At 40.9% G+C, this 25,329-nt stretch carries 15 protein-coding genes; 9 read left to right on the top strand and 6 right to left on the bottom strand.

What is annotated here, in order from left to right:
• Nucleotides 1-188 precede the first annotated feature (188 nt).
• Complete coding sequence (locus HG267_RS15360) at nucleotides 189-2,312, top strand: single-stranded-DNA-specific exonuclease RecJ (protein ID WP_045872047.1); 2,124 nt, start codon at nucleotides 189-191, stop codon at nucleotides 2,310-2,312.
• Between the two features lie 108 nt (nucleotides 2,313-2,420).
• Here the strand turns inward: HG267_RS15360 and psb30 are convergent, their stop codons facing one another.
• Nucleotides 2,421-2,543 carry a photosystem II reaction center protein Ycf12/Psb30 gene (psb30, locus tag HG267_RS15365; RefSeq protein ID WP_045872146.1) on the bottom strand — a complete coding sequence of 41 codons (123 nt, stop codon included), beginning with the start codon at nucleotides 2,541-2,543 and terminating at the stop codon, nucleotides 2,421-2,423.
• A gap of 410 nt (nucleotides 2,544-2,953) precedes the next feature.
• Between psb30 and HG267_RS15370 the strand changes: the two genes are divergently transcribed.
• The 3 genes from HG267_RS15370 to HG267_RS15380 all read left to right on the top strand — a co-directional run bounded on the left by HG267_RS15370 (nucleotide 2,954) and on the right by HG267_RS15380 (nucleotide 4,165).
• Nucleotides 2,954-3,304, top strand: a complete 351-nt coding sequence (locus HG267_RS15370; protein ID WP_045872046.1) for a YkgJ family cysteine cluster protein — start codon at nucleotides 2,954-2,956, stop codon at nucleotides 3,302-3,304.
• A gap of 103 nt (nucleotides 3,305-3,407) precedes the next feature.
• On the top strand, nucleotides 3,408-3,836 hold the full coding sequence (locus HG267_RS15375; protein ID WP_045872045.1) for a TMEM165/GDT1 family protein: 429 nt from the start codon (nucleotides 3,408-3,410) through the stop codon (nucleotides 3,834-3,836).
• Between the two features lie 44 nt (nucleotides 3,837-3,880).
• Nucleotides 3,881-4,165 (top strand): TMEM165/GDT1 family protein, encoded by a 285-nt coding sequence (locus tag HG267_RS15380; RefSeq protein WP_045872044.1) that lies wholly within the window; start codon nucleotides 3,881-3,883, stop codon nucleotides 4,163-4,165.
• 94 nt (nucleotides 4,166-4,259) lie between these two features.
• Here the strand turns inward: HG267_RS15380 and rppA are convergent, their stop codons facing one another.
• Nucleotides 4,260-4,958, bottom strand: a complete 699-nt coding sequence (gene rppA, locus HG267_RS15385; protein ID WP_045872043.1) for a two-component system response regulator RppA — start codon at nucleotides 4,956-4,958, stop codon at nucleotides 4,260-4,262.
• A 123-nt stretch (nucleotides 4,959-5,081) separates the two neighbouring features.
• Here rppA and hisG point away from each other — a divergent pair, with 123 nt between their 5' ends.
• Both hisG and HG267_RS15395 read left to right on the top strand, forming a co-directional pair.
• Nucleotides 5,082-5,726, top strand: a complete 645-nt coding sequence (gene hisG, locus HG267_RS15390; RefSeq protein WP_045872042.1) for an ATP phosphoribosyltransferase — start codon at nucleotides 5,082-5,084, stop codon at nucleotides 5,724-5,726.
• A 442-nt stretch (nucleotides 5,727-6,168) separates the two neighbouring features.
• The gene (locus tag HG267_RS15395) at nucleotides 6,169-8,700 is read left to right on the top strand and encodes a mannose-1-phosphate guanyltransferase (RefSeq protein WP_045872041.1); all 2,532 of its coding nucleotides are present in this window, start codon (nucleotides 6,169-6,171) and stop codon (nucleotides 8,698-8,700) included.
• Between the two features lie 327 nt (nucleotides 8,701-9,027).
• On the opposite strand, the gene HG267_RS15400 is transcribed toward HG267_RS15395, so the two are convergent.
• The gene (locus HG267_RS15400) at nucleotides 9,028-9,729 is read right to left on the bottom strand and encodes a Uma2 family endonuclease (protein WP_045872040.1); all 702 of its coding nucleotides are present in this window, start codon (nucleotides 9,727-9,729) and stop codon (nucleotides 9,028-9,030) included.
• A gap of 405 nt (nucleotides 9,730-10,134) precedes the next feature.
• Here HG267_RS15400 and HG267_RS15405 point away from each other — a divergent pair, with 405 nt between their 5' ends.
• On the top strand, nucleotides 10,135-11,478 hold the full coding sequence (locus HG267_RS15405; protein ID WP_045872039.1) for a cytochrome P450: 1,344 nt from the start codon (nucleotides 10,135-10,137) through the stop codon (nucleotides 11,476-11,478).
• 434 nt (nucleotides 11,479-11,912) lie between these two features.
• Here HG267_RS15405 and HG267_RS15410 read toward each other — a convergent pair whose 3' ends face one another.
• Nucleotides 11,913-18,227: an AAA family ATPase gene (locus HG267_RS15410; RefSeq protein WP_045872038.1), complete on the bottom strand. Its 6,315-nt coding sequence runs from the start codon at nucleotides 18,225-18,227 to the stop codon at nucleotides 11,913-11,915.
• Nucleotides 18,228-18,779: 552 nt separating this feature from the next.
• On the opposite strand from HG267_RS15410, the gene HG267_RS15415 reads away from it, so the two are divergent.
• Nucleotides 18,780-22,328, top strand: a complete 3,549-nt coding sequence (locus HG267_RS15415) for an NB-ARC domain-containing protein (RefSeq protein WP_081584079.1) — start codon at nucleotides 18,780-18,782, stop codon at nucleotides 22,326-22,328.
• A 130-nt stretch (nucleotides 22,329-22,458) separates the two neighbouring features.
• Here HG267_RS15415 and HG267_RS15420 read toward each other — a convergent pair whose 3' ends face one another.
• Nucleotides 22,459-23,955 (bottom strand): ABC transporter permease subunit, encoded by a 1,497-nt coding sequence (locus tag HG267_RS15420; protein ID WP_045872037.1) that lies wholly within the window; start codon nucleotides 23,953-23,955, stop codon nucleotides 22,459-22,461.
• Nucleotides 23,956-24,033: 78 nt separating this feature from the next.
• Between HG267_RS15420 and HG267_RS15425 the strand changes: the two genes are divergently transcribed.
• On the top strand, nucleotides 24,034-24,795 hold the full coding sequence (locus HG267_RS15425; RefSeq protein WP_045872144.1) for an amino acid ABC transporter ATP-binding protein: 762 nt from the start codon (nucleotides 24,034-24,036) through the stop codon (nucleotides 24,793-24,795).
• Between the two features lie 187 nt (nucleotides 24,796-24,982).
• On the opposite strand, the gene HG267_RS15430 is transcribed toward HG267_RS15425, so the two are convergent.
• Nucleotides 24,983-25,183: a hypothetical protein gene (locus HG267_RS15430; protein WP_045872036.1), complete on the bottom strand. Its 201-nt coding sequence runs from the start codon at nucleotides 25,181-25,183 to the stop codon at nucleotides 24,983-24,985.
• Nucleotides 25,184-25,329 lie beyond the last annotated feature (146 nt).

The following is a 25,329-nucleotide window of genomic DNA, read 5'->3' on the forward strand; positions in this document are numbered from 1 at the left end:
AGGCTTTCGCAACAATTAGCTGATGACAAGCCTTACAGAGAGGGTTTAGACAAATTTAGTATTCCCATCAACTAGATATAGACTAACGAGAAAGGCTATTTAGTCTTTTACATTTTTTTATGAATGAGGAAAAAAACTAGTAAAATCACTTTACGCTATGAGTTAGAGAAAACCTTGTAACTTTGATTGTGCTAGACATTGCTCGTTCAGAAACATCAAAACCTCGCAGGCGCTTACCGAATCAGCGTTGGCAAATTTATCCCCAAAAGGACGAATTTGCTCAAAAGCTGTCTAATTACAACAATATCTCTCCAATTGTCAGCCAGCTTTTGATTAACCGGGGTATTGAAACCCTAGACGCAGCACAAGCCTTTTTAGAACCAGAATCGTTAATTTTACCTGCACCACTAGAAGAATTTCCCGATTTAGCGCTGAGTGTAGAGTTATTGCAAAATGCGATCGCCTCATCAGAAAAAATTGCTATTTGCGGTGATTATGATGCAGATGGGATGACTAGCACGGCTTTACTGTTGCGGAATCTCCGAGCTTTGGGTGCGAAAGTTGATTACGCTATCCCCAGCCGGATGCATGATGGTTATGGCATTAATAAACGAATTGTCGAAGAATTCCACAGCGAAGGTGTGGGGATAATTCTCACTGTTGATAATGGGATTTCCGCAGTTGAACCCATAGCTAGAGCCAGAGAACTAGGATTAAAGGTAATTGTCACCGACCATCACGACATTCCGCAACAATTACCACCAGCTAACGCCATTCTCAACCCCAAATTAATCGCTGAATCTTCACCCTATCGCGGTGTTGCGGGTGTAGGTGTCGCCTATATCTTGGCGGTATCTCTCGCACAACAGCTAGGCGAAACTAGAGGGTTAATCCAGCCGATGCTTGCACTATTTACCTTAGGAACGATCGCAGATTTAGCACCCTTAACCGGCGTAAACCGTCGCTGGGTAAAACGCGGTTTACAACTCCTACCCAAATCCCATTTACCTGGAATACAAGCCTTAATTCAAATGGCTGGAGTTCAAGCGAGGGAAGCAATTCAAAATTCAAAATTTAAAATTCAAAATTCAGAAGAAATTGATACCAATCCAAAATCCAAAATCCAAAATCCAAAATCGTTAAAGCCAGAGGACATTGGCTTTAAACTGGGGCCGAGAATTAATGCAATTGGTAGAATTGGCGATCCGCAGATTGTGATTGATTTGCTGACTACAGATGATATGGGGATAGCGCTGGAAAGAGCAATGCAGTGCGAATCTGTAAACCAACAGCGCCAGGAAATGTGCGAGCAAATTGAACAAGAAGCGATCGCTTACGTAGAAACTGAATTTATCACATCACTCCCCCAAGATAGAGTATTAGTTGTTGTGCAACCAAACTGGCATCATGGTGTCATTGGGATTGTCGCTTCTCGTTTGGTGGAACGCTACGGTGTGCCAGTATTTATTGGTACATACGAAGATGAAACCCATATTCGCGGTTCAGCTAGGGGAATTCCCGAATTTAACGTATTTGAAGCCTTACAAGCTTGTCATGACTTACTAGGTAAATTTGGCGGACATAAAGCCGCCGGCGGATTTTCTTTACCAGCGCCAAATTTAGCAAAACTGCGATCGCGTTTAATTGAGTTTGCAAATCAATGTCTGGAACCCCAGCACCTCAAACCACTGCTAAAAATTGATACCGAAGTCAATTTTAGTGAAATCAATCACCAGCTTTATCAACAGCTTAATACTCTGCATCCTTGCGGTATCGATAACCCTGATCCAGTGTTCTGGACTCCGAATGTGCAAGTAGTTGAGCAACAAATAGTCGGGAAAGGTCATATTAAACTCACACTAGCCCAAACTATCGAGCAGCAACAGTATAAAATTAAGGCGATCGCTTGGCGTTGGCGCGACTACTATCCCCTACCTTCGCGAGTGGATGTAGCTTATAAACTGCGAGAAAATCATTTTAATGGCAATACCGCTATTGAAATGGAACTAATAGGTGTGCGGCTAACAACGCAATCTCACCTGTTTTTCCGTTCCTCAACTCGTCCTTTAACAACCAGCTTTGAGTACAAACAGCGCCATTACACTTGTGGTATCTTTCAACAAAATTCCTTACCAGAATTAAGAATTAAAAATTCTGAAGGCAAAGTCTTAGTGATGCAACCAGGGCATACAATCGGTTTGCTAGGTAACAGTCGTGAAGATGCCAAAGAGGTTGATGTCTGTGAACCACAATATGACAACATCATCCAAGCTGCGCTTCAGGCTTTGTCAGTGCTGAGTTCCAAGTCCTGAGTCCTGAGTTTTTGGTTATTTTAAGTTAGAGTTGGGAATTCTACAATCTTCTACAACTCAAACTTTTTCACACAATACTCAGCACTTGTAACTCAGCAATCAGCAGTTTTACAGGTCGCCGTTGCGAAATGCTAAAACAAAAATTACAGCAGGCCCAGCAAGTACAATCAGCCCAACAAACAGTAGTTGAAAAATAACTTCCCAATTGATATTGGCTAGAGCATCAAACAATCCAAACATTGTTTCCTCCCAATTGTCTTAAAAAATTCAATAACTGCAATTGCAAAACCCGGTATCGATCATATCCGGCGAAGGAGCGCCAGATTTAATTTACTTAACAAAATTATAAAAAAAGAAATAAAAATGTAAGAGTGGGGGACTGGGGATTGGGGATTGGGGAGATGAGGGAGATGAGGGAGATGAGGGAGATGACAATACTGCTCGGTTAAGGATTTTCAAGTTGAAATTTGGTTTGGGGAAAAGGTGAAAGGGTAAGGGTTAAAGGTTTTTTCTTGCCCCTTTTCCCCTTCCCCTTTTACCCTTAACCGACAAGTATTGAGGGAGATGAGGGAGAAATACCAATTACCAATTACCCATTACCTCATGACAAATGACAAATAACAAAGGACAAATAACAAATCATGGCAACTTGGCAATGTATAAAACAATGTGGAGCCTGCTGTAATCTCGATCCAGCAGATCGTCCAGATATAGAAGAGTATCTTTCACCCGCAGAACTGGAACTTTATATGAGCATGGTAGGTGAAGGTGGATGGTGCGTTAATTTTGACCATATAACCCGAGAATGTCGGATTTACGCCAATCGTCCGCGCTTCTGTCGTGTGGAAGCAGAGATATTTCAAGATATGTATGGTATTGAACCAGAAGAGTTAAATGATTTTGCGATTGACTGCTGTCGTCAACAGATAGAAGGAGTATATGGCGATCGCAGCTTGGAACTCATTCGTTTCAATAAAGAAGTCGGTTTTTAGATGAAATTTGTAACTATGGCTAAACACTAGTTGCAATTTATTACAACAATCTGAGAAAATGAGAAGAATATGAAAACAATCTAGTAATCCAAATATACTGCCTGTGAAACTTGATTCTGCACCTCTAAGCCTTTCTGTCAGATCTCAGACTGAAAACCAGCCCGAACTAAAAGACAGTACCGATATTAACTTAACGACTGCAACCATTGAGCCACTTCAGCCTGTAGTAGCGGATAGCCCAAAAAAGCCAGAATCAGTATTAGTTATTTTTGGTACTACCTTTGTCACCATCTTTCTCGCTGAGATTGGTGATAAAACTCAGCTATCTACCTTATTAATGAGTGCAGAATCTCATGCACCTTGGTTAGTGTTTATGGGTTCTGCAGCTGCATTGATTACAACCAGCTTATTAGGCGTACTGTTAGGAGGCTGGATAGCCAAGCGACTCAGTCCCAAAACCGTAGAGACATCAGCAGGTGTGATGTTATTGCTAATTTCCATCATGCTCTTTTGGGATGTAATCATGGGTTAATAACCAACAGTTAACAGTCAACAGTTCCCTTATCTCAATTAATTATGGATTGGCATCTTTTAGGACTAAGCTTTATTACAGTTTTTTTATCAGAATTAGGTGATAAAAGTCAGTTAGCTGCGATCGCGCTTTCGGGACGCACTCAGTCTCGTCGCGCTGTCTTTTTTGCTACTGCGATCGCTCTAGTATTAACTAGCTTACTAGGAGCATTAGCCGGGGGAGCAGTGGCAGAATTTTTACCCACCCGTGTTTTAAAAGCGATCGCGGCTGTAGGATTTGCCATACTCGCAGCACGCTTGCTGTTATTTAACGATTCTGAATCAGCTTAATAGCTTTTGTTTTGTTGTCATTGGGTAATGGGTAATGGGTAATGTTGATTTCCCCTTGTCCTCTTCATCCCCCTGCTTCTTGATAGGGAGTCCCTTAAATACCTTCTCCTGAAGTAGTACCAAAGCGATAGCCTTTACCATAAACAGTGTGAATTAACTGACTTTCACCAGCTACTTCTATTTTGCGCCGTAGTAGCCGAATTAATGCGGCTATCACGTTACTACTTGGTTGTTCGTCATCTGGCCAAAGATGTTGCATAATCTGCCCATGAGTTAGCAATTGGCCGCTGTGTTCCATAAAATACTGCAGCAATTGGCTTTCTTTTTGGGAGAGTTCAATTACTCGTTCTTGACGGTAAGCTAATTGGTTGTCAACATCGAGTTCTAAATCAGCTACAACTAAGCGTCCTGTAGGGGTGTTGTAAGTCTCCACACCAGAACGACGCAACAAAGCACGGACTCTGGCTAAGAGTTCCCGCAATTCAAAGGGTTTAACTAAATAGTCATCTGCACCCGCATCTAAACCTGCAACACGGTCATCTAGAGTATCTTTAGCTGTGAGAAATAGTACAGGAGTGGTTTTACCTTGACGGCGTAATTCCTGACAAATTTCTAACCCCGTTTTTCCTGGTAGCATCCAATCTAAAATCAGTAAGTCATAATTGCTTGCTTGTGCTAATTGACTACCACTTGTTCCTTCATAAGCAGCATCTACGCTATAACCCTCACGGGTTAAGAGGCGGCTTAGGGGGTCAGTTAGTTCTGTTTCGTCATCAACTAATAAAATTCTCATGCTGCTTGTGGTGAGCATATCGAGATATTCTCAATAGTAATAAACTACCAAGACAAGGACACTTGCTGATGGGATTTTGCCAAAACTGCAAAGTGTCCGTATCTCAAGATATTAAGGACAATAATGCTGACTGTTGCGTTGCCAAAAGGGGAATTACTTAAAAATAGCATCCACCTACTGCAATCTGTAGGTTTGGATTTTAGCGCTTTTTTAGATTCAGGAAATCGCCAACTGCAAATTGTTGATGCTAGTGGACAAGCGAAAGGATTGCTAGTTAGGGGCCAGGATGTACCTGTTTATGTGGAATATGGTCAGGCACAAGTGGGTATTATTGGTTATGATGTGCTGCGAGAAAAGCAACCACAAGTTGCACAATTGGTAGATTTGCATTTTGGACATTGTCGGATGTCAGTAGCAGTCAAAGCATCCAGTCCTTATAAATCGCCTTTAGATTTACCCGCGCACGGTCGAGTGGCTTCTAAGTATGTCAATTGCGCGCGTGAATATTTTCAAAGTTTGGATTTACCAGTAGAAATCGTACCGTTGTATGGTTCCGTGGAGCTAGGGCCGATTACTGGAATGTCGGAAGCGATTGTAGATTTAGTTTCTACCGGAAGAACTTTGCGAGAAAACGGTTTAGTTGAGATTACAACTTTGTATGAAAGTACAGCCAGATTAATTGCCCATCCCTTAAGCTATCGCCTGAATACAGGTAATTTACATCAATTAGTAGAAAAACTGCGATCGCACATTCTCAGTACAGTCTAAGGGACTGTTGACTGTTGACTGTTGACTGTTGACTGTTGACTGTCAACGGTTAACAGCCCTCACAATAGATTGTGCAAATTAAAAGCCAAATAGCTTATCACGCTATTTTGGCAACAGCGCTCAGTTTTGGCTAAATTCACAAACTCAATATGATTTACACCAAGCTTTGGCAGAAAATCTAGAAGTTTACAATCAAATCCCGCAACTTCCCTTGAATGATGTAGCGTAAGGGACTGGGCATGGGGCATTGGGCATTGGGCATGGGTAACTAATTGCTCCTTGTCTCCCCTGCTTCCTCATCTCCCTCATCCCCAACCCCCCCACAGATGCATCTCGCGGGAGTTACTCAAATATCAAGATCCATAGGAGACTAGAGAAAGAAAAATACAACGTATATGCGGGTCTTGACGCAGCAAATGCTGCTAATAGTTAAGGAGGATTTATGCGTGCAGTGCTGATGGCAGGCGGTTCGGGAACGCGGCTTCGTCCGTTAACCTGCGATTTGCCCAAACCGATGGTACCGATTTTAAATCGGCCAATTGCTGAACATATCATCAATCTCCTCAAACGACATCAAGTCACAGAAGTGATTGCAACATTACATTATCTGCCTGATGTTCTGCGAGACTACTTTCAAGATGGTAGCGATTTTGGCGTGCAGATGACTTATGCTGTGGAAGAAGACCAACCTCTGGGAACGGCAGGCTGTGTAAAAAATATTGCCGAACTCCTAGATGAAACTTTTCTCGTAATTAGCGGCGATAGCATCACAGATTTTGATTTAACAGCAGCAATTGAATTTCATAAACAAAAAAAATCAAAAGCCACTCTGATTTTGACTCGTGTCCCCAACCCCATTGAATTTGGGGTGGTGATTACTGATGAAGATGGCAAGATTAATCGATTTTTAGAAAAACCCTCTACTAGTGAAATTTTCTCTGATACTGTCAACACTGGTACTTATATTCTGGAACCAGAAGTTTTGGAATATCTGCCAGATAACACAGAATCGGACTTTTCCAAAGATTTATTCCCCTTATTACTGGCAAAAAATGAGCCAATGTATGGCTACATTGCTCAAGGTTATTGGTGTGATGTCGGACATTTGGATGCCTATCGTGAAGCTCAGTATGATGCTTTGTATGGCAAGGTAAAACTTGACTTTGCTTATACAGAGATTTCTCAGGGTATTTGGAAGGGTCAAAATACTTATATTGATCCTTCTGCTACCATTGAAAGTCCTGCTGTCATTGGTGACAATTGCCGGATTGGTTCTAGGGTACAAATTGAGGCGGGAACTGTTATTGGCGATAATGTGACTATTGGCGCTGATGCGAATTTGAAGCGCCCGATTGTGTGGAATGGTGCGATTATTGGGGAAGAAGCACAACTTTCAGCTTGTGTAATTTCCCGTGGTACTCGTGTAGACCGCCGCGCTCATGTATTAGAAGCTTCTGTAGTCGGTTCGCTTTCTACGGTGGGTGAAGAAGCGCAAATTAGCCCGGGAGTGAGAGTTTGGCCGAGTAAAAAAATTGAATCTGGTGCTATTTTAAACATCAACTTGATTTGGGGAAATACTGCCCAAAGGAATTTATTTGGACAACGCGGCGTACAAGGGTTAGCTAATGTCGATATTACCCCAGAATTTGCGGTGAAGTTGGGAGCCGCTTATGGTTCCACATTGAAACCAGGTTCGCGGGTAACAGTTTCCCGCGATCAGCGAAATGTTTCGCGCATGGTAACGCGATCGCTCATTGCGGGTTTAATGTCAGTGGGGACTGATATTCAAAACCTTGATGCGACAGCTGTGCCTATAGCCCGGACAGTTATACCCACAATGTCGGTAGTAGGTGGGATTCATGTGCGGGTACACCCCGATCGCCCTGACTATATCCTGATTGAATTCATGGATAACAAGGGAATTAATATCTCCAAAGCCCAAGAAAAGAAAATTGAGGGGGCTTTCTTTAAAGAAGATATGCGGCGGGCGCAATTACACGAAATTGGTGATGTCGCCTATCCTAGCCAAGTTAATGACCTTTACTGCACGGCTTTTGAGAAACTGCTGCATGTCGCAACTCTCCGCAACAGTCGCGCCAAGGTAGTAATTGACTATGTTTATTCTGTGACTGGGGCAGTTTTACCCCAAATGTTAGATCAATTTGGTGCAGATGCCGTAGTTTTAAACGCTAGTCTGAATAAACATGCTATTTCCACAACCGAACGAGAAGCCTTGTTAACTCAGCTAGGCCATGTAGTTGAGGCTTTAAAGGCAAACTTTGGTGTTCAAGTCTCTGCTAATGGCGAACAGATGATTTTAGTAGATGAATCTGGGATACCAATTCGCGGGGAAATGTTAACCGCCTTAATGGTGGATATGATTTTAACTTCTAACCCTAGAGGAACGGTAGTTGTACCAGTTCATGCTTCTAGTGCGGTAGAACAAGTCGCCCGTCGCCACGATGGTAAAGTCATCCGCACTAAAGCCAACCCCACAGCTTTAATGGAAGCTTCGCAGAAATACCCCAATGTTGTATTAGCTGGGAGCGGGGATACAGGTTTTATCTTCCCACAACTGCATCCGGGATTTGATGCCATGTTCTGTATTGCCAAGCTAATTGAAATGCTAACAATTCAAGAGCGATCGCTTGCGACTGTCCGGGCTGAATTACCTCGTGTGATTCACAGAAAACATACTGTCCGCTGTCCTTGGAGTGCTAAAGGCGCACTGATGCGTTATTTAGTCGAAACTCACCCTGCCCAAAATTTAGAATTAATCGATGGAGTAAAAATCGGTCAGCCTCATGATGACAGTTGGCTGTTAGTTTTACCCGATGCTAGTGAACCAGTAGTACATTTGTTTGCTAACAGTAACGAACGCGATTGGGTAGATGAAAACTTAAGAAACTACCGCACCCGTGTACAAACCTTTGTGGAAAGGCAACAAGAACTACATCCTGCAGAAGTTCAATAAGTTCATGCCCAAAAGTCCACAGTCAACTATCCCAGCTTACAGCTATTTTCAGGTAAATGAACCACAATTTTATATCTCACGCAAAGGCGCAAAGGCGCAAAGTAACAAAGAAATACAGATATCAGCCTGTGGTCTAAATACATGAAAACTGCTGTAAGTTAACTGTGGACTTTTACGTTTCATCTCAACATTGATCAATTACCCAACACCTTCTAAAAAGGGGACTGAAGTTCCCAAATATAATCCTAAGTTATGGGCAATATCTCCTACGAAAAGTTAATGTAGTTTTTATTGCTCATAACTTCAGTTAATATGCTGAGTTATAATTTAGGGCGATCGCTCATCATCTAAGTCAATACCCATTGCGCGCAATCGTTCCGCCAGCCTTGCGGCTCGTGCTTCAGCTTGTTCGGCTCGTTGCTCTGCCTCTTGGGCCCTAGCTTCAGCATCTTGTGCCTGTTGAGCAATTTCTGTGTGAGTTAAAAACGGCTTGTTATCTGGGTAGAAAATTTGCAATTGTGGATTGGCTAGCTGAAAACGAATTTTCAACCTCGGACTAATCCACTGATCGATGGGGTCAATTACATCCAAAAAGCCTTCCGTTCGCAACCACCCACTCAACTCATTGCGATCGTGGTCGTACAAGTAGTATTCTTCTACACCAAAACGGTCATAAAACAGCAGCTTTCTGTTCATCTCTGCTTTGGTATTTCCTGGGGAGAGAATTTCAAAAACTACTTGTGGTGGAATATTATCTTCTAGCCACTGTTTATAAGAACCTCTGTCTCCCTTTGGTCTACCAACCACTACCATCGCGTCAGGAGCTTGACAAGTCTTATTATTCCCCTCAAGCGGATACCACAGTAAATCTCCAGCGATGAACACATTAGGATCATCAGCAAATAACCATTCCAGATTTTCTTTAATTGTGACAATCCAACGAAACTGCTTAGTGTTATCCGCCATCGGTTTACCATCGCTGTCGGGGTAAATCACCTCTGACTGAGAGGATGGCTGTAACTGAACCATAAGCTTTTACCCTTGAGGAAACAGACATTGCTGTACAAATACCCTAGCATGGCACTGGAGAACCGCCAAGCTATCAGGCGATCAGGCGATCGCACCAAGTAGGCAATAGGTGGGCAAAGGCAAAAGGTGAAAGGGGAAAGGAAAAATACCAAACCGTTCCTCCTTTTTCCGACTTGTGCCAGAAGTCTGATGTATTTAATCACCTGTTATCTCTAGGAATCCGATTTGATGGCTGAAAAATCTCAGTTACGGATGCGTTACGCTATCGCTAACGCATCCTACGTGAACTATTGAATATAAATCTCTTACTTATTACTGAATATAAATCTATCTTTTTGAGGAGGAATTAAATATTCTGAGAAAATAAGCTTTTTTAAGCACAAATAAGCGCTGAGAATTTTTACTATGTCAAAAGATATATTTGATTTACCTGCACCACCAATTAACTCTATCGTGGGGCATTTAGTCGAATTGGGGCAAGATCCATTAGCATTTCTCACTAGTTGTCGTGATTATGGTGACATTGTTCCTTTACGTTTAGGATTAACACCAACTTGTTTATTAACTAATCCTGAATATATTGAAGAAGTTCTCAAAAATCGCGAGAGTTTTATTAAAAGTCCGGGATTTCGGGTGTTAAAAACCCTCTTAGGTGAAGGTTTATTAACTGCGGAAGGCGAATCTTGGTTATGGCAACGTCGCCTAGCTCAACCTGTATTTCACCAAAGGCGAATTAATAACTATGGTGACATCATGGTGAAGTACACTGACCGAATGTTGCAAACCTGGCAAGATGGTGAAATTCATGACATCCATGCAGATATGATGCGCCTCACCCTGGCGATTGTGATGAAATGTATTTTTGATACTGATGTTGATGCTGGGGAAGCCAAAGTAGTTGCCAATGCTTTAGATGTGACAATGCACTGGTTTGAAAGCAAGCGAAAACAGAACTTCTTATCATGGGAATGGTTTCCCAGACCGGAAAATATTCGCTATCGTCATGCTGTAGCAGCAATGGATGAGGCTATCTATCAGTTAATTCGCGATCGCCGTAATAGTAGCGAAAAAAGCAATGATTTACTCTCGATGCTGATGGAAGCGCGAGACGAGGAAACTCAGCAGCAAATGGATGATAAGCTGCTGCGAGATGAAGTAGCCACTTTGATGCTCGCAGGTCATGAAACCACTGCTAACGCTTTATCTTGGACATGGATGCTCATTTCTCAACATCCCGAAGTACAAGAGAAACTCTCTGCAGAATTAAAAGCAGTCCTGCAAGGAAAATTAGTCACAACCGCAGATCTACCGCGCTTAACCTATACCCAACAAGTGATTAAAGAATCCATGCGGTTGTATCCTCCTGTAGCGCTACTAGGGAGAGAAGCATCGGAAGATACGACAATTGGTGATTACGAAATCCCCAAAGGCACAGTCATCATGATTAGTCAGTGGGTAATGCATCGCCATCCCAAATATTTTGATCGTGCTGAAGAGTTTCTACCAGAGCGCTGGACAGAAGAATTTGAAAAGCAATTAACTAAAGGCGTATATATTCCTTTTGGTGATGGGCCTCGGATTTGTATTGGTAAAGGCTTTGCAATGATGGAAGCAGCTTTATTATTAGCGACCATTGCCCAACGCTTCCAAATAGAAATAGAACCAGGATTCCCGATTGTACCCCAGCCTTCAATTACCCTGCGCCCTGAATATGGGATTAAAGTGCAGGTGAAGGGGACTGGGGATTAGGGATTAGGGATTGGGGAACTCGGGGCCCCCTCTGGGGATAAGGGGTAATGGGGACTGGGGACTGGGGATTAGGGATTGGGGACTGGGAGATGAGGGGGATGAGGGAGACAATACCAAATGACAAATGACAAATACCAAATGACAAATACCAAATGACAAATGACAAATGACAAATGACAAATGACAAATGACAAATGACAAATGACAAATGACAAATGACAAATGACAAATGACAAATGACAAATGACAAATGACAAATGACAAATGACAAATGACAAATGACAAATGACAAATGACAAATGACAAATGACAAATGACAAATGACAAATGACAAATGACAAATGACAAATGACAAATGACAAATGACAAATGACAAATGACAAATGACAAATGACAAATGACAAATGACAAATGACAAATGACAAATGACAAAATTAAGAGGCATTTACAGGCAGCTTGATGGTAAATTCTGTACCTTCTCCGAGAACAGAATCTACGCTGATTGTACCTTCATGTCGTTCTACGACGATTTGGCGGGCGATCGCTAATCCTAAACCTGTGCCTTTACCAACGGCTTTGGTAGTAAATAGGTGATCAAAGACTTTGGCTTTGACTTCTGGTGTCATTCCTGTACCGTTGTCTTTGATGCGAATGATCACATGGGGAGTAGATTCACTATCACTCTGGGGAATATATGCAGTTTTAATGGTGATTTGGTGAGAATGGGGGCGAAATTCACCTTGGGCGCGTTGCTGGTTAAATTCTTCTAAACTATCAATGGCATTTGCCAAAATGTTCATAAACACTTGGTTGAGTTGTCCGGGAAAACATTCGACTTCGGGTAAATTGCCGTAATTTGTGATTACTTCAATTGCAGTTCGGCTTTCGTTAGCTTTGAGGCGATGTTTGAGAATTAAAATTGTACTGTTGAGACCTTCGTGAAGATTAAAGGGAATTTTGTAATCTTTATCGGCGCGAGAAAAGTTTCGCAGGCTGATGCTTATATTGCGGATGCGATCGACACCAAGTTTCATGGAGTCAATGAGTTTGGGTAAGTCTTCACGTATATATTCCAAATCAATGGCTTCTATTTCATCGGTAATGACTGCACCAGGATCGGGAAATTGCTGCTGATACAAATCGAGTATTCCTAACACATCGTTAATGTAATCTCGCGCAGGTTGCAAGTTACCGACGATAAATCCCACCGGATTATTAATTTCATGAGCAACACCCGCTATCAGGTTTCCCAAGGCAGACATTTTCTCACTTTGCACCATTTGTAGTTGGGTTTGTTGCAAATCTTGCAAGGCTGTTTCTAATTCTTGGGCTTTTTGCTGTGCTTGGGCTTCAGCTCGTTTGCGTTCACGAAGTGCAGCTTGCTGGGCGCTAATATTAATCGCTGTGCCAATTAATTGATGGATTCTTCCGGTGCGATCGCGCAGGGGATTAAAGGTTGTCAGCCACCAAGTTATTTCGTTATCAAAGGTAAGACATTGCTCAACGGCGATGCTAGTTCCTGCTTTAATACAACTGATAAAATGTTGTCTCACTGCAGCGCCTTCTACCTCACCATGAATTTGTTCGGGAGTTTTGCCGATCACTTCCGCTGCTACTACACCTGCAATCCTGGCTGCGGCTGGGTTCCAACTTGCATAGAAAAATTCCTGTTCTGGTGTGACATTAATGACAAAAATCGGATGATCCACACCATCGTAGATACTGCGGAGAAATTGTTCTTGGGCGCGGATTTTTTCTTCAGCTAAATGGCGATCGCTAACATCGATCACAATCCCATCCCACATAATTGAGCCATCAGGTTGCTGCTGGGGTTGCGCCGCAGATTGAATCCATTTGATGATACCAGAAGGTGTGATAATCCGCCATTCATGTTGAAATGGCGTTAAATTTTGGGCAGAATGAGTTATTAATTCGGCAACCTGTGCCATATCGTCAGGATAATTCATTTTATACAGGTTTTCTTTACCTGACATCACATCCTCTGCTGACACCTCATAGATTTCGTAGCAGCCAGAACTGACATAGGGCGTAGATGTAGAACCATCAGCTGCTAAATGAAACTGGTAAATCATCCCCGGGATGTTATTTGCAAGGTTCTGGAAGCGGGTATCACTTGCTTTGAGTTCATCGAGGAATTGCTCTAACTGCTGGCTGTAAAGTTGAGCTTGTTGATAAAGGTGGGCATTTTCTAAGGAAATCGCCGCTTGAGTACAAAGTAAATTTAGGAGTTCCACGCGATCGCTAGTAAAGGCGGCTGTGGCTTCTTTATTTTCTAAATATAAAATCCCTAAAAGTTTACCCTGATACATAATTGGCGTACATAATATGCTCTTGGGCTGGTAACGGAAAATATAGGGATCGGCTGTTAATAAAGGATGAGTGATGGCATCAATTAATACTGCAGCTGTCAAGGTTCTTTTGACAGTATTAATCAAGCCCACGGGTACTTCTTGACTGTTTTCTAGGGGAAGTGATTGCAGGACTGCTGATTGTTGTCCCAATGCAATTGTGGCTTCAATAGTGAGCTTGCCATGTTTTTGTAGTAATAAAACACATTTATCTGCCCCAGCATTTTCTAATACTACTTGCAATAATGTAGAGAGCAATTTGTTCAGATGAATTTCACTTGCTAACATCTGAAAAGATTTCAAGACAGTGGCTAAATCTAAGGCAGCAGATACGCTATTGCTACTATATTTTGTATGATGACTGTCATTTGAATAAGATACCATTTCTGCTAATGGAATCGTGACATCAGATGAAAAATTGATGCTGTCTGGTTGCAAAATGGGAATCAGAAAATGCGGATAGTTTTGTTCCAGTTGTTTAACTTTGGCAGTTGCACCCCAACGCGCATAACCATAGTAAGCGCTTAATAAATATTCTTGAACAATGTTATTTTTCCCCCATGCTAAATAGAATTTAGCAGCAAGTTCGTTGGCTAGGGCTTCTTCGTGGGGATAATTATTGACTTTGGCTGTGGAAATTGCCAAATCATATAATTCAATAGCTGCAGCTTTGTTATGTAAAACGCGCTGGCGTTCTGCTTCCACTAAATAAAATTTATGCAGATGATTTCCTGGGGATGAATTAGCCCATTTCTGCATTTTTTCTTGGTTGCTTTTGACTCGCTGTTCAATGCGTTGTTTTTCTGCTGCAGAAACTTGCGGATAAATTGCTAGATGTGCCAGGGAATCGTAGGTATAGAAGCTAGGAACGATAAACAATCCGGTAGCTGCACCCAAGTAATTTTCTGTAGCGATCGCAGCGTTTACTGCTGACTGAAACTCCTCAGATAAATAATACAGAAAAAGTTTTTGGTAATGGAAATAGCACAGGGCTGTTTGATCACCTCCCTGTTCCAGAATTGGTAACATTTGAGCTTCATGAAAAGCATCGCCCTCAAATCGCCAAACTTCAGTATTATCTCCTAATAAATTGACAATGCTTTGCTGAAAAATTGCAATTTGATTGACTAGTGCTGCTTGCTGGAGCTGAGTTAACTGGGTACAAAAAGCAGTAGCATCTCGGTTGATATCGTTCAACTCTTGACCTGCTAGCCAAGAATGCATAATGTAAATAATGCCGCAAATACTAGTCCAGACTAAATCGCCAGTTTCTAAACCACTTTGGTAGCCTGCTTTTAGTAATGGTAAGCTGTTGATTACAGGTTCTTGCCAATGTAATGTACCCAGACAAACTTCTCCATAGGTTCTAGCTGTTTGTTCTTTGATATGGGAGTTTTCGAGTAATTTCAGTGCTAGTTTGCCAAATTGATAGCCCGAGTCAATATCTCCTTGGACTCCACATAATAACTGCCCATAACAGCCATAGCTGTAAGGAGAAAATGGCGTATTACCGTAGGTAATTGATAAGTTAACTTGCTCTAAAATAATTAACGGAAATAATTGCGGCACTGCAATATAAGTAGAAGAAGAAACCGCCGCCATGATTTTGATGGCAGCTAATTTTTCTGGTTCTGTCATTTGGGGCAGATTGACTAAATCTAATGGTTGTCTACCTGCTAAAATTTTTTTTGTTTGATGCAGTGCTTGTGCAATATCTAATTCACTAGGTTGTTCTGGAAAATTGATGCCCAAAAGTCCAAGAATTTTCAGGGAAATTTTTACTGCTGCTAAGGGTTGGTTCTGGGCTTGTAGTACTTGAATTTGAATTTCATAGGCTTTGATTTTATCTAATAAACTGTTAGCACTTGCTAAAATTACATCTGCCAAATTAGTCATTTGCTCTAAGTTACTACTTAGATACGCGGCTTCGGTAGCTGCTGTATACAGTGCTAAAGTTAATTCATACTGGGTTTGCCATTGATTTTTGGGCAATAAGTTAATCCCTGTAGTGAAATATTCTAAAGCTACTGTATGGGCAGTGGCGGTTCTCGCTTTTTTGCCAGCTTTTAAGTTAAGTTGAGCTAGTTGGGTATAGTGAATATCTTGACCAATCCAATTTTTACCAATATTAAATTGGTTAACAATCTCAAATAATTTTTCCTCTTGTTCTGCAACAGAAGTTTTATTTAGTAGTAGTTTACCAATGTGGAAGTGAGTCAGTTGTTTTTGTGGTTCGGGAATTAGAGAATAAGCTGCTTGCTGGACGCGATCGTGCAAAAATTTGTAATGGGCTAATGGATTACCGCTCATGGGTAATGGACATGTTGCATTTTGACAATCGCAGTCTTGAAAAAATTTATAAACTTCATTAGTAGGTAAAATTAACCCTGCTTGCAGTGCTTGCCATAAATCTGCGGCTGTTTCTGATTCAGATTTTTCATAAACAATTGCCAAGGTGGATAAATCAAAATCATTACCAATACAAGCAGCCAGTTTTAAAACTGTTTGGGTAGCTGCGGGTAATTTCTGAATCTGCTGTGCCATAAATTCAACAACATCATCAGTCAAGGCTGATTCTCTAATTTCGGCGATATTACCTTGCCAGCAACCAGTATTAATATTAAAGTTAATCAATTTATCTACATATAATGCTTTGAGAAATTGTTTAACAAAAAAAGGATTTCCTTTGGTTTTTTGGTAAACTAACTCTGCTAGATGTGCGGCAATTCCATCAGGACAACTGAGGGTATCAGCAATCAAATGATTTAAATCGCATAATTGCAAAGGTGACAAGGTAATAGTGTTAACAATTGCCGGAGAGTTGTGAATCTCATCTAAAACCAACATCAGTGGATGAGCAGTTGAGACTTCGTTATTGCGGTAAGCACCAATTAATAGCAAATAACCTGTTTCTGCTTCACCTATTAACAAGCGCATGAGTCTAAGCGATGCTGAGTCTGCCCATTGCAAATCATCTAAGAAAATTCCTAAGGGATGTTTGGGAGTAGTAAAAACTCTAATAAACTTTTGAAACAATAAATTAAAGCGAACTTGGGCTGCATCGAAAGAAAGTTCTACTGATGGAGGTTGCTTGCCAATAATTTTTTCTAATTCTGGAATCACCTCAATAATTACCTGTGCATTATCTCCTAATGCCGCCAAAATTTTAGTTTGCCATTGCTCTAATTGGCTATCTGTTTCTGTCAGTAATTGTGCCATTAAATCGCGTAATGCTTGCACAAATGCCGAAAAGGGAATATTCCGTTGGAACTGATCAAATTTACCTTTAATGAAATAACCCCTTTGCCGTAAAATCGGCTTGTGGACTTCATTGACGATCGCAGTTTTGCCAATACCCGAAAAACCTGCGACTAACATCAGTTCGCTTCTGGCATTGGTTTTGTGGGCTACCCGCTCAAATGCATCTAGCAACTGCTGAACTTCGGTTTCCCTACCATAGAGTTTTTCTGGGATGAGAAAGCGATCGCATACATCCCGGTTACCAATGATAAAATCTACAACCTTACCTGTTTTCTGCAGTTGTTCTAAGCAATTTTCTAAATCAAATTTCAACCCTAAAGCACTCTGATAGCGGTCTTCAGGGTTTTTCGCCATCAGCTTACTCACAATATCGTAAAGTACCTGCGGTCTTTCTTCCCTTTCCCCGTTCCCCAATACCGCAGGTATTTTCGCAATATGACAGTGAATCAACTCCATTGGATCATCAGACTGAAACGGAAGTTCACCTGTCAGGAGTTCAAATAAAGTAATCCCCAAAGAATAGAAATCACTGCGATAGTCAATCCGGCGATTCATCCGCCCAGTTTGCTCTGGAGAAATATAATTGAGGGTTCCTTCTAAAACATTGGGGTTTTTAATTTCCTGAGTTTCTCTTGGTAGCAACGAAGCAATACTAAAATCAATCAGCTTTACTTCTTTAGAGGAAGGATTGATCAAAATATTGTCAGGTTTGAGGTCTTTGTGAATAACTCGATGCTGATGTAAATTATGTAAAATCTCAACGATTTGTAGTGCGATCGCTAAATATTCACTTACTTCTAGTGGCTGTTTTTTGGTATAAGCTCGTAACGGAATGCCACCAAAATCTTCCATCACTAATATATAGCTATTGCGATATGCTTCCAGACTGTAGTGGCGTACTACACCAGGGAAGTCCAGATTTTTGGCGATTGTATATTGATTGCGAAATTGCAACAGTTCGTGAAAACTTGGGTAACTAGATTTGAGATATTTGATGATTACAGGTTGCTGATTGTTAACTCGAATACCTCGATAGACAATTGTCCTGGAACTAAAGTGCAGTTGCTCTACCACTCGATATCCTAAAATTCTGCATTCTAAATCCAGCCCTGCAATCATGCGTATTTACCTCATCTGCAAAGTTGTAATTTTTGATAGCTTTGATAACCTCAGTATTCCCATGAGCTAGCTTTTTCTAACTAGCATGAACCGCGTAAACTCATCATGCATAAAAATGACAATACAGGGTAGGGGCTAATACCACTAAATGAAATGCAAAAGTATTGAATTTCAAGCTTTTACACTGTTTTAAATTTTAGTTTTATTTCTTCCCCTATGTAGTGATCTGTATACTGAATTTGTATGATTTGGTTGCGATCGACTCTAGGCCATCATCCTGAGTCAGCACATTTTTCTGGGGTGAGCGATACCTGGTATTTGGCTCCAACCCTGATGATTACGAGTACTGACCCTTCCCTACTGCTACCCCCTAGCTTCTATACCCTATTACCCAGATTCTATACCTAAAGTCAGGAAAAATCAGAAAAAATCAGGTAAATCCCAATAAAGGCAGTGAAAAAAGTAAATAGCCTTAAAATCAGCTTTATAAATGAAATCCCATCGTCAATAACTGGGGTTATCTATTTCTTACAGCCTTTGGGAGCCATAGATTTGACTTTTGAACAAGCAATGCTAGTTTTAGATCTAGTGTTACAGCACAAGCATTTAAGTGATATTCAAGAGTTAGTCCTCCGCCAGTCTTGGGAAGGTTACACTTATGCAGAGATAGCTCAAAGCTCAGGTTATGATGATGATTACATCCGAGATGTAGGCTTTAGGTTGTGGCAAACTCTCTCTAAAGCCTTGGGAGAGAATGTCAATAAAAGTAATATCAAATCTGTCTTGAGACGGCGTTATACTACGCTTCCGCAAAGCGAATTACAAGTATCTTCCGTAGCTATGAAACCAACCCCTCAAACTGGCCCACAACAAGATTGGGGCGAAGCTATTGATGTTTCTATCTTCTATGGACGCATACTAGAGCACGCTCAACTACAGCAATGGATTGTGCAAGAAAAATGCCGTTTAGTAGCTTTGCTAGGTATGGGAGGAGTGGGTAAAACAGCTTTATCTGTAAAATTAGCCCAACAGCTACAAAATGATTTTGATTACGTAATTTGGCGCAGTTTGCGAAATGCGCCACCGATCATGTCTCTGCTGAAAAATATCATTTTATTTCTTTCTCAACAGCAAGAAGCTAATATTCCAGAAACTGTAGAGGGGCATATTGATTGTTTAATGAAATATCTCCGTTCTCAACGTTGCCTAATAGTTTTAGATAATGCTGAATCAATTTTAGAAAGTGGCAAAGCTTCTGGTTACTATCGTTCGGGATATGAGGGATATGGGCAGCTTTTACGCAGGGTAGGTGATGAACGCCATCAAAGTTGTCTGCTATTTACTAGCCGCGAAAAACCCATTGGGTTTACAGCTAGAGAAGGTGCTAATTTACCAGTGCGATCGCTGCAATTAACTGGTTTGTCTTTAGCGGAATCCCAGCAAATTCTCAGCATTAAAGGATTAGTCAATGCCACTGATGAACGTGATAGTTTAATTCAGCGCTATACAGGTAATCCCCTAGCTTTAAAAATCGTTGCCACAACAATTCAATATTTATTTGATGGCAATATTTTACAATTTCTGCAGCAAGCTCCAGTAGTTTTTGGTGATATTAGAGAAATATTAGAGCAACAGTTTAATCGCTTGTCACCCAACGAAAAACAAGTGATGTACTGGCTATCCGTAAAACGAGAATGGGTAACCATCACGGAATTACAAGCAGATATTGTCCCGAGAATCTCGAAGCGGGAATTGCTAGAAGTATTGTTATCTTTGCAAGGGCGAACGCTAATTGAAAAACACTCAGGTAGTTATACTCAACAACCTGTAGTCATGGAGTATGTCACAGACCAATTGATTAAACAGGTATGTAGTGAAATAAATTCCGGAGAAATTGCATTATTTAATTCCTATGCTTTAATGACAGCGACAGCTAAAGATTATGTCAGAGAAAGTCAAAGGTGGGTAATTGTCGAACCAATATTGAATCGATTAAAAACTCGTTTCACAACTCCCTCAGCAATTGAAACCCGACTAAAAGAACTGATTGTCATCTTACAAGAAAATTTTTCTACAAAGCCTGGATATGCTGCTGGTAATATTATCAACCTACTGCGTCAGCTAAATATTGATTTTACAGGCTGGAATTTTTCTGGTTTAACTATTTGGCAAGCTTACTTCAAAGATGTAAATTTGCATCAAGTTAACTTGCAAAATACCAATTTAAAAAAATCAGCTTTTAATGAGGCTTTGGTAAAAATTGTCGTAGTAAAATTCAGTCCTCTCGGTCAGATTTTAGCATCTGGTGATGTTCATGGCAGAGTACACCTGTGGAATCTAGAAGATGGTCAACAACTGCGGAGTTTAGAAGGACATACTGCCTGGGTTTGGCAAATTAACTTCACCTCAGATGGTAAAACTATAGCAAGCTGCTGCGATCGCGGCATTATTCAACTTTGGGATGTAGAAACAGGGCAATGCCTACATACTGTACAACAAGATGAAATACGCGGTTGGTTATCCAGCTTTAATCCAGATTGCACCCTACTAGCTTGTAGTCGAACAGAACAAACAATCAAAATTTGGGATATTAGTACTGGTGATTGTGTAAAAACGCTGGAACAACAGGAAAGCAAAATTGGTGGGGTGGCTTTTAGTTCCAATGGGCAAATTCTTGCTAGTGGAAGTGAAGATGCAACAGTGAAACTCTGGGATTTGAGTACTGGTGATTGTCTTCATACCCTAAAGGGACACACTCAAGCAGTTTGGTCAGTTAGCTTCAGCCCTAACGGCAAAATTCTGGCCAGTGGTAGCCAAGACAAAACTGTAAAACTTTGGGATGTCAATAAGGGTAGATGCAAGAAAACTTTACAAGGGCCGCATATAGATATCGTATGGTCAATAGCTTTTAGTCCAGATGGGCAAACTTTGGCGATCGCAGGTGAAGCCCCTGTAATTAGTTTATGGGATGTCAACACAGGACAGTGTATTAAAACTTTATTAGGTCACACAACTCGTGTTTGGTCAGTTAACTTTAGTCCCGATGGGAAAATTATTGCTAGTGGTTCTGAAGACCAAAGTATTAGATTATGGGAAGTATCTACAGGACGATGCATCAAAACCTTACAAGGATATCCCAGTTTAATCGGCTCAGTAGTTTTCCATCCCGATGGTCAATCTTTGGTTAGTAATACAGGAAATACAATTAGATTTTGGGATTTTCCAGATGGGAATTGCTTAAAAAGTTTGTACGATCATTCTCGCGATGTTATGGCTTTAGCTTACAGTAGCGATGGGCAAACATTGGCAAGTAGTAGCGTAGATAGCACAATTCGGATTTGGAATGTCCAAACTGGAGAATGTCTCAAAATTTTAGCAGAACATAATAGTTTTATCTTTGCAGTGTCCTATAGCCACGACGATCAAACTCTGGCTAGCGCAGGCGCAGACAAGATGATCAAAATATGGGATATAAACACAGGACAATGTCTCAAAACTTTAGAAGGACATAATGGCTGGATATTTTCAGTTACCTGGAGTTCTGATGGTAAATTTTTAGCTAGTATGAGTGAAGATAGCATTCATTTATGGGATGCAAATACAAAGGAACTGATTCAAGTATTACCAGGACAATATGGTTTTATCGGGTCAATTGCTTTCAGTCCCAATAGTCAAATTTTAGTGACTGGGGATAAAGAATACAAAATTAAGTTTTGGGATCTTAGCACAGGGAACAGTTGGCAAACATCCCAGGGACATGAAGCTAACGTTACCGATGTGAAGTTTAGTCCCAATGGGGAGATGATTGCTAGTGTCAGCCACGACCAAACTGTCAAGCTTTGGGATACTCAGACAGGCGAATGTTTAAAAACACTGCGAGGACATAGTAATTGGATTTGGGCGATCGCATTTCATCCTCATAGACCAATTTTAGCCAGTGGTTCCCAAGATGAGACAATTCGCCTATGGGATATCGCTACAGGGGAATGCTTGCAAATTTTGCGATCGCCTCGTCCTTATGAAGGAATGAACATTCAAGGTATCACAGGTTTAACTACTACCCAAAAAGCAACTTTAAAAATTCTCGGCGCAGTTGAGTAGTTAGAAAATACGGATATTTAACCGCAGATAAACGCCGATGAACGCTGATTATTGCTCGGTGTTTATTGGAATTAGTATAATTTATCTTGTAATTAGGAACTACGAATTACGAATTACGAATTAGTAATTATTAGCGTTTCACCGGATTCATCCATGCTTCTAAACGACTAAATGCTTGGGAGGAAAGCAGCGTTAAGCATAGATAAACAATAGCAACAGCTATATAAATTTCAAAGGCGCGATAGTTATTTGCAACAATCAATTGTCCTTTACGGAATAATTCCTCAAAACCAATAACTGCAACTAAACTAGTATCTTTCAATAAACTAATAAATTCATTACCTAAAGGTGGAATCATCCGCCGCAAAGCTTGAGGAAAAATTACATAGCGCATGGTTTGTACCGCACTCAATCCGAGAGATTGTGCGGCTTCGGCTTGTCCTGGTTCAATTGATTGAATTCCCGCGCGGACAATTTCTGCAATGTAGGCGGCGCTATTTAATGTTAATGCAACTACTCCAGCGACTAAGCGATCAAATGAGAAAGTAAGACCCAATTCTTGCGCGATCGCAGGTATGCCAAAATAAATCATAAAAATCTGCACGAGTAAGGGAGTTCCGCGAAAGAAATCCACATAGGCCCTTGCTAGCCAACGCACAGGCTTAATCCGGGAAAGGCGGACAATACCAATCAGGGAACCACCTACTAAACCCAGCACTACAGAAAGTATTGTCAGTTGCAGTGTTACCAAGACTCCTTGTAAAAGAGTGGGCAAAGCCTGCAAAATCACATTAAATGAGGCAAATATTCCTGATGTTGCATTATTTTGGTTTTTAAAGTTTGTTGTAGCTGGTAAGGTTGGGGGTTCAGCTTTAAACCATTTTCGGTAAATTTGGGCATAAATGCCATTTTTCAGAATTTTATCAATCCCATCGTTGATTAATGCCAGATTGGGTGAGTTTTTTGGTGTGGCAATGCCGTAATATTCTTCTGTGAGCAATTGCTCTACTACTTTCAGCCCCTTAAGATTTCCTGTGTTAATGGCGTATAAAGTAACTGGGGCATCGTTAATTACTGCATCAACGTTACCATTCGCTAACTCTTGCAGGGCTAGAGGTGCAGAATCAAAACTGCGAATTTTTGCTCCGGGAATATCCTCAGCTTTTTTTGCGCCTGTAGTGCCGATTTGTACAGCAATTCTTTGATCTTTGAGACTATCAAAATTAGTAATATCTTGATTGTCGGTGCGAATAGCGATCGCTAACCCAGCTTTAAAATAAGGACGGGAAAAGGAAACAGTTTTTGCTCTTTCCTCAGTAATCGTAATTGAACTAATCGCCGCATCTACCGTTTTGGCTTGCAAAGCGGGGATAATGCCATCAAAAGGTATGCTCTGAAAATTAATTTTAAAATTAGCCGCAGTTGCGATCGCATTCATCAAATCAATAGAAAAACCTTGCGATTTACCGCCAGTTCCCAGAAACTCAAAAGGTGGAAATGCTGGTTCATTAGCTATCCGCAGAGTTTTTCCTACACTAGGATTAACACTACAGCCTACAAGTAACAATAAACTTAAAGCTGTAGCCACAAAAGAGTTTAGCCAACGTAACCAAGCAAATCCAGCCATATTTATTTTCCTTGAATTTTGATGACAGACGCGATTAATCGCCTCTCTGCGACTTTTGACTCTTTACCTTTAACTTTTATGAATAATTCCACACCTGCAATTATTTTTGAAAATATCGAAAAAAGCTTTGGTTCACTAAAAGTTCTCAAAGGAATCTCCGGCGAAATTAACCGGGGAGAAGTGGTTGCGGTGATTGGTTCTTCTGGCTGTGGTAAAAGCACTTTACTACGATGTTTCAATCGTTTAGAAAGTATAAATCATGGGCGTTTAGTCGTTAACGGTATCGACTTATCTCAGCCTGAAATTAGCTATATTCAATTGCGAGAACTCAGAACCCAAGTAGGGATGGTTTTCCAGCAATTTAACCTATTTCCTCATCTCAGTGTACTGGAGAATTTGACACTCTCCCCCCGCAAAGTTTTAGGGAAAACACCAAAAGAAAGCACCCAATTAGCAGGATTGTATCTGGAAAAAGTCGGTCTTTTTGATAAAGCATCTGCCTATCCTGAGCAACTATCTGGGGGACAAAAACAACGAGTAGCCATCGCCCGCAGTTTATGTATGAATCCTCAGATTATGCTATTTGATGAACCTACCAGTGCTTTAGATCCAGAGTTGGTCGGGGAAGTTTTGCAAGTCATGCAACAATTAGCCGCAGAAGGCATGACAATGGTGGTTGTTACCCACGAAATGCAATTTGCGAAAGAAGTAGCCCATCGGGTGGTATTTCTCGATCAAGGGCTGGTAGTAGAACAAGGTGTAGCCCATGAAGTTTTGACTCATCCCCAAAGCGATCGCCTGCGTACTTTCCTCAGCCGTCTCAATGCAGGTAAGCTGTAAATTACTGAGTAATAAACCGCCAGCTAAAAATAAATCGTAAAGAAATGCTGGGATTTTTTGATTTTATTTATCATAACTCAATACTCGATTAAGAATTAAAATAACCAGTGCTGTGTTGCAGCGATCGCATACCGTAAAAATAGATTTTAATTTAATTTTTCTTAATTATTTCAGTACTCAGTAATACTTAAAGATATTCACGTAGAAAGTCAAAAGGATCGTCTCCCCAACAAGGTTCAGGTATCATGAAGAGCAAGCTTTTCATAATATCCGCTTCAATTTCTTCACTATCTTCCCTGTCAAACAATTCTGTCATTGCTTTCCAGTCCCGTTCTTCCAAAGAAGTGATAGCCGGGGCATATATATTTACATTTCCTGGATAATTCACACGCTAAATTTAGAGTAGAATAAAGCGAAAAGTTAGTATATTTTGTTGATAAACAATCATATTCTAACTTGGACATTGAGCCTTAGACTGAAATCATAGCAATCCTCATATCGTCATCCTCCATTATTCTTAGAAAATTAATAATT

The organism is Tolypothrix sp. PCC 7601, from assembly GCF_025677855.1.
Lineage (GTDB): Bacteria > Cyanobacteriota > Cyanobacteriia > Cyanobacteriales > Nostocaceae > Aulosira > Aulosira diplosiphon.

Coding starts and splice junctions, on each gene's coding strand:
- HG267_RS15370 (WP_045872046.1), top strand. CDS start 2,954: ATGGCAACTTGGCAATGTATAAAACAATGTGGAGCCTGCTGTAATCTC.
- HG267_RS15395 (WP_045872041.1), top strand. CDS start 6,169: ATGCGTGCAGTGCTGATGGCAGGCGGTTCGGGAACGCGGCTTCGTCCG.
- HG267_RS15410 (WP_045872038.1), bottom strand. CDS start 18,227: ATGATTGCAGGGCTGGATTTAGAATGCAGAATTTTAGGATATCGAGTG.
- hisG (WP_045872042.1), top strand. CDS start 5,082: ATGCTGACTGTTGCGTTGCCAAAAGGGGAATTACTTAAAAATAGCATC.
- HG267_RS15380 (WP_045872044.1), top strand. CDS start 3,881: ATGGATTGGCATCTTTTAGGACTAAGCTTTATTACAGTTTTTTTATCA.
- HG267_RS15400 (WP_045872040.1), bottom strand. CDS start 9,729: ATGGTTCAGTTACAGCCATCCTCTCAGTCAGAGGTGATTTACCCCGAC.
- HG267_RS15420 (WP_045872037.1), bottom strand. CDS start 23,955: ATGGCTGGATTTGCTTGGTTACGTTGGCTAAACTCTTTTGTGGCTACA.
- rppA (WP_045872043.1), bottom strand. CDS start 4,958: ATGAGAATTTTATTAGTTGATGACGAAACAGAACTAACTGACCCCCTA.
- HG267_RS15425 (WP_045872144.1), top strand. CDS start 24,034: ATGAATAATTCCACACCTGCAATTATTTTTGAAAATATCGAAAAAAGC.
- HG267_RS15405 (WP_045872039.1), top strand. CDS start 10,135: ATGTCAAAAGATATATTTGATTTACCTGCACCACCAATTAACTCTATC.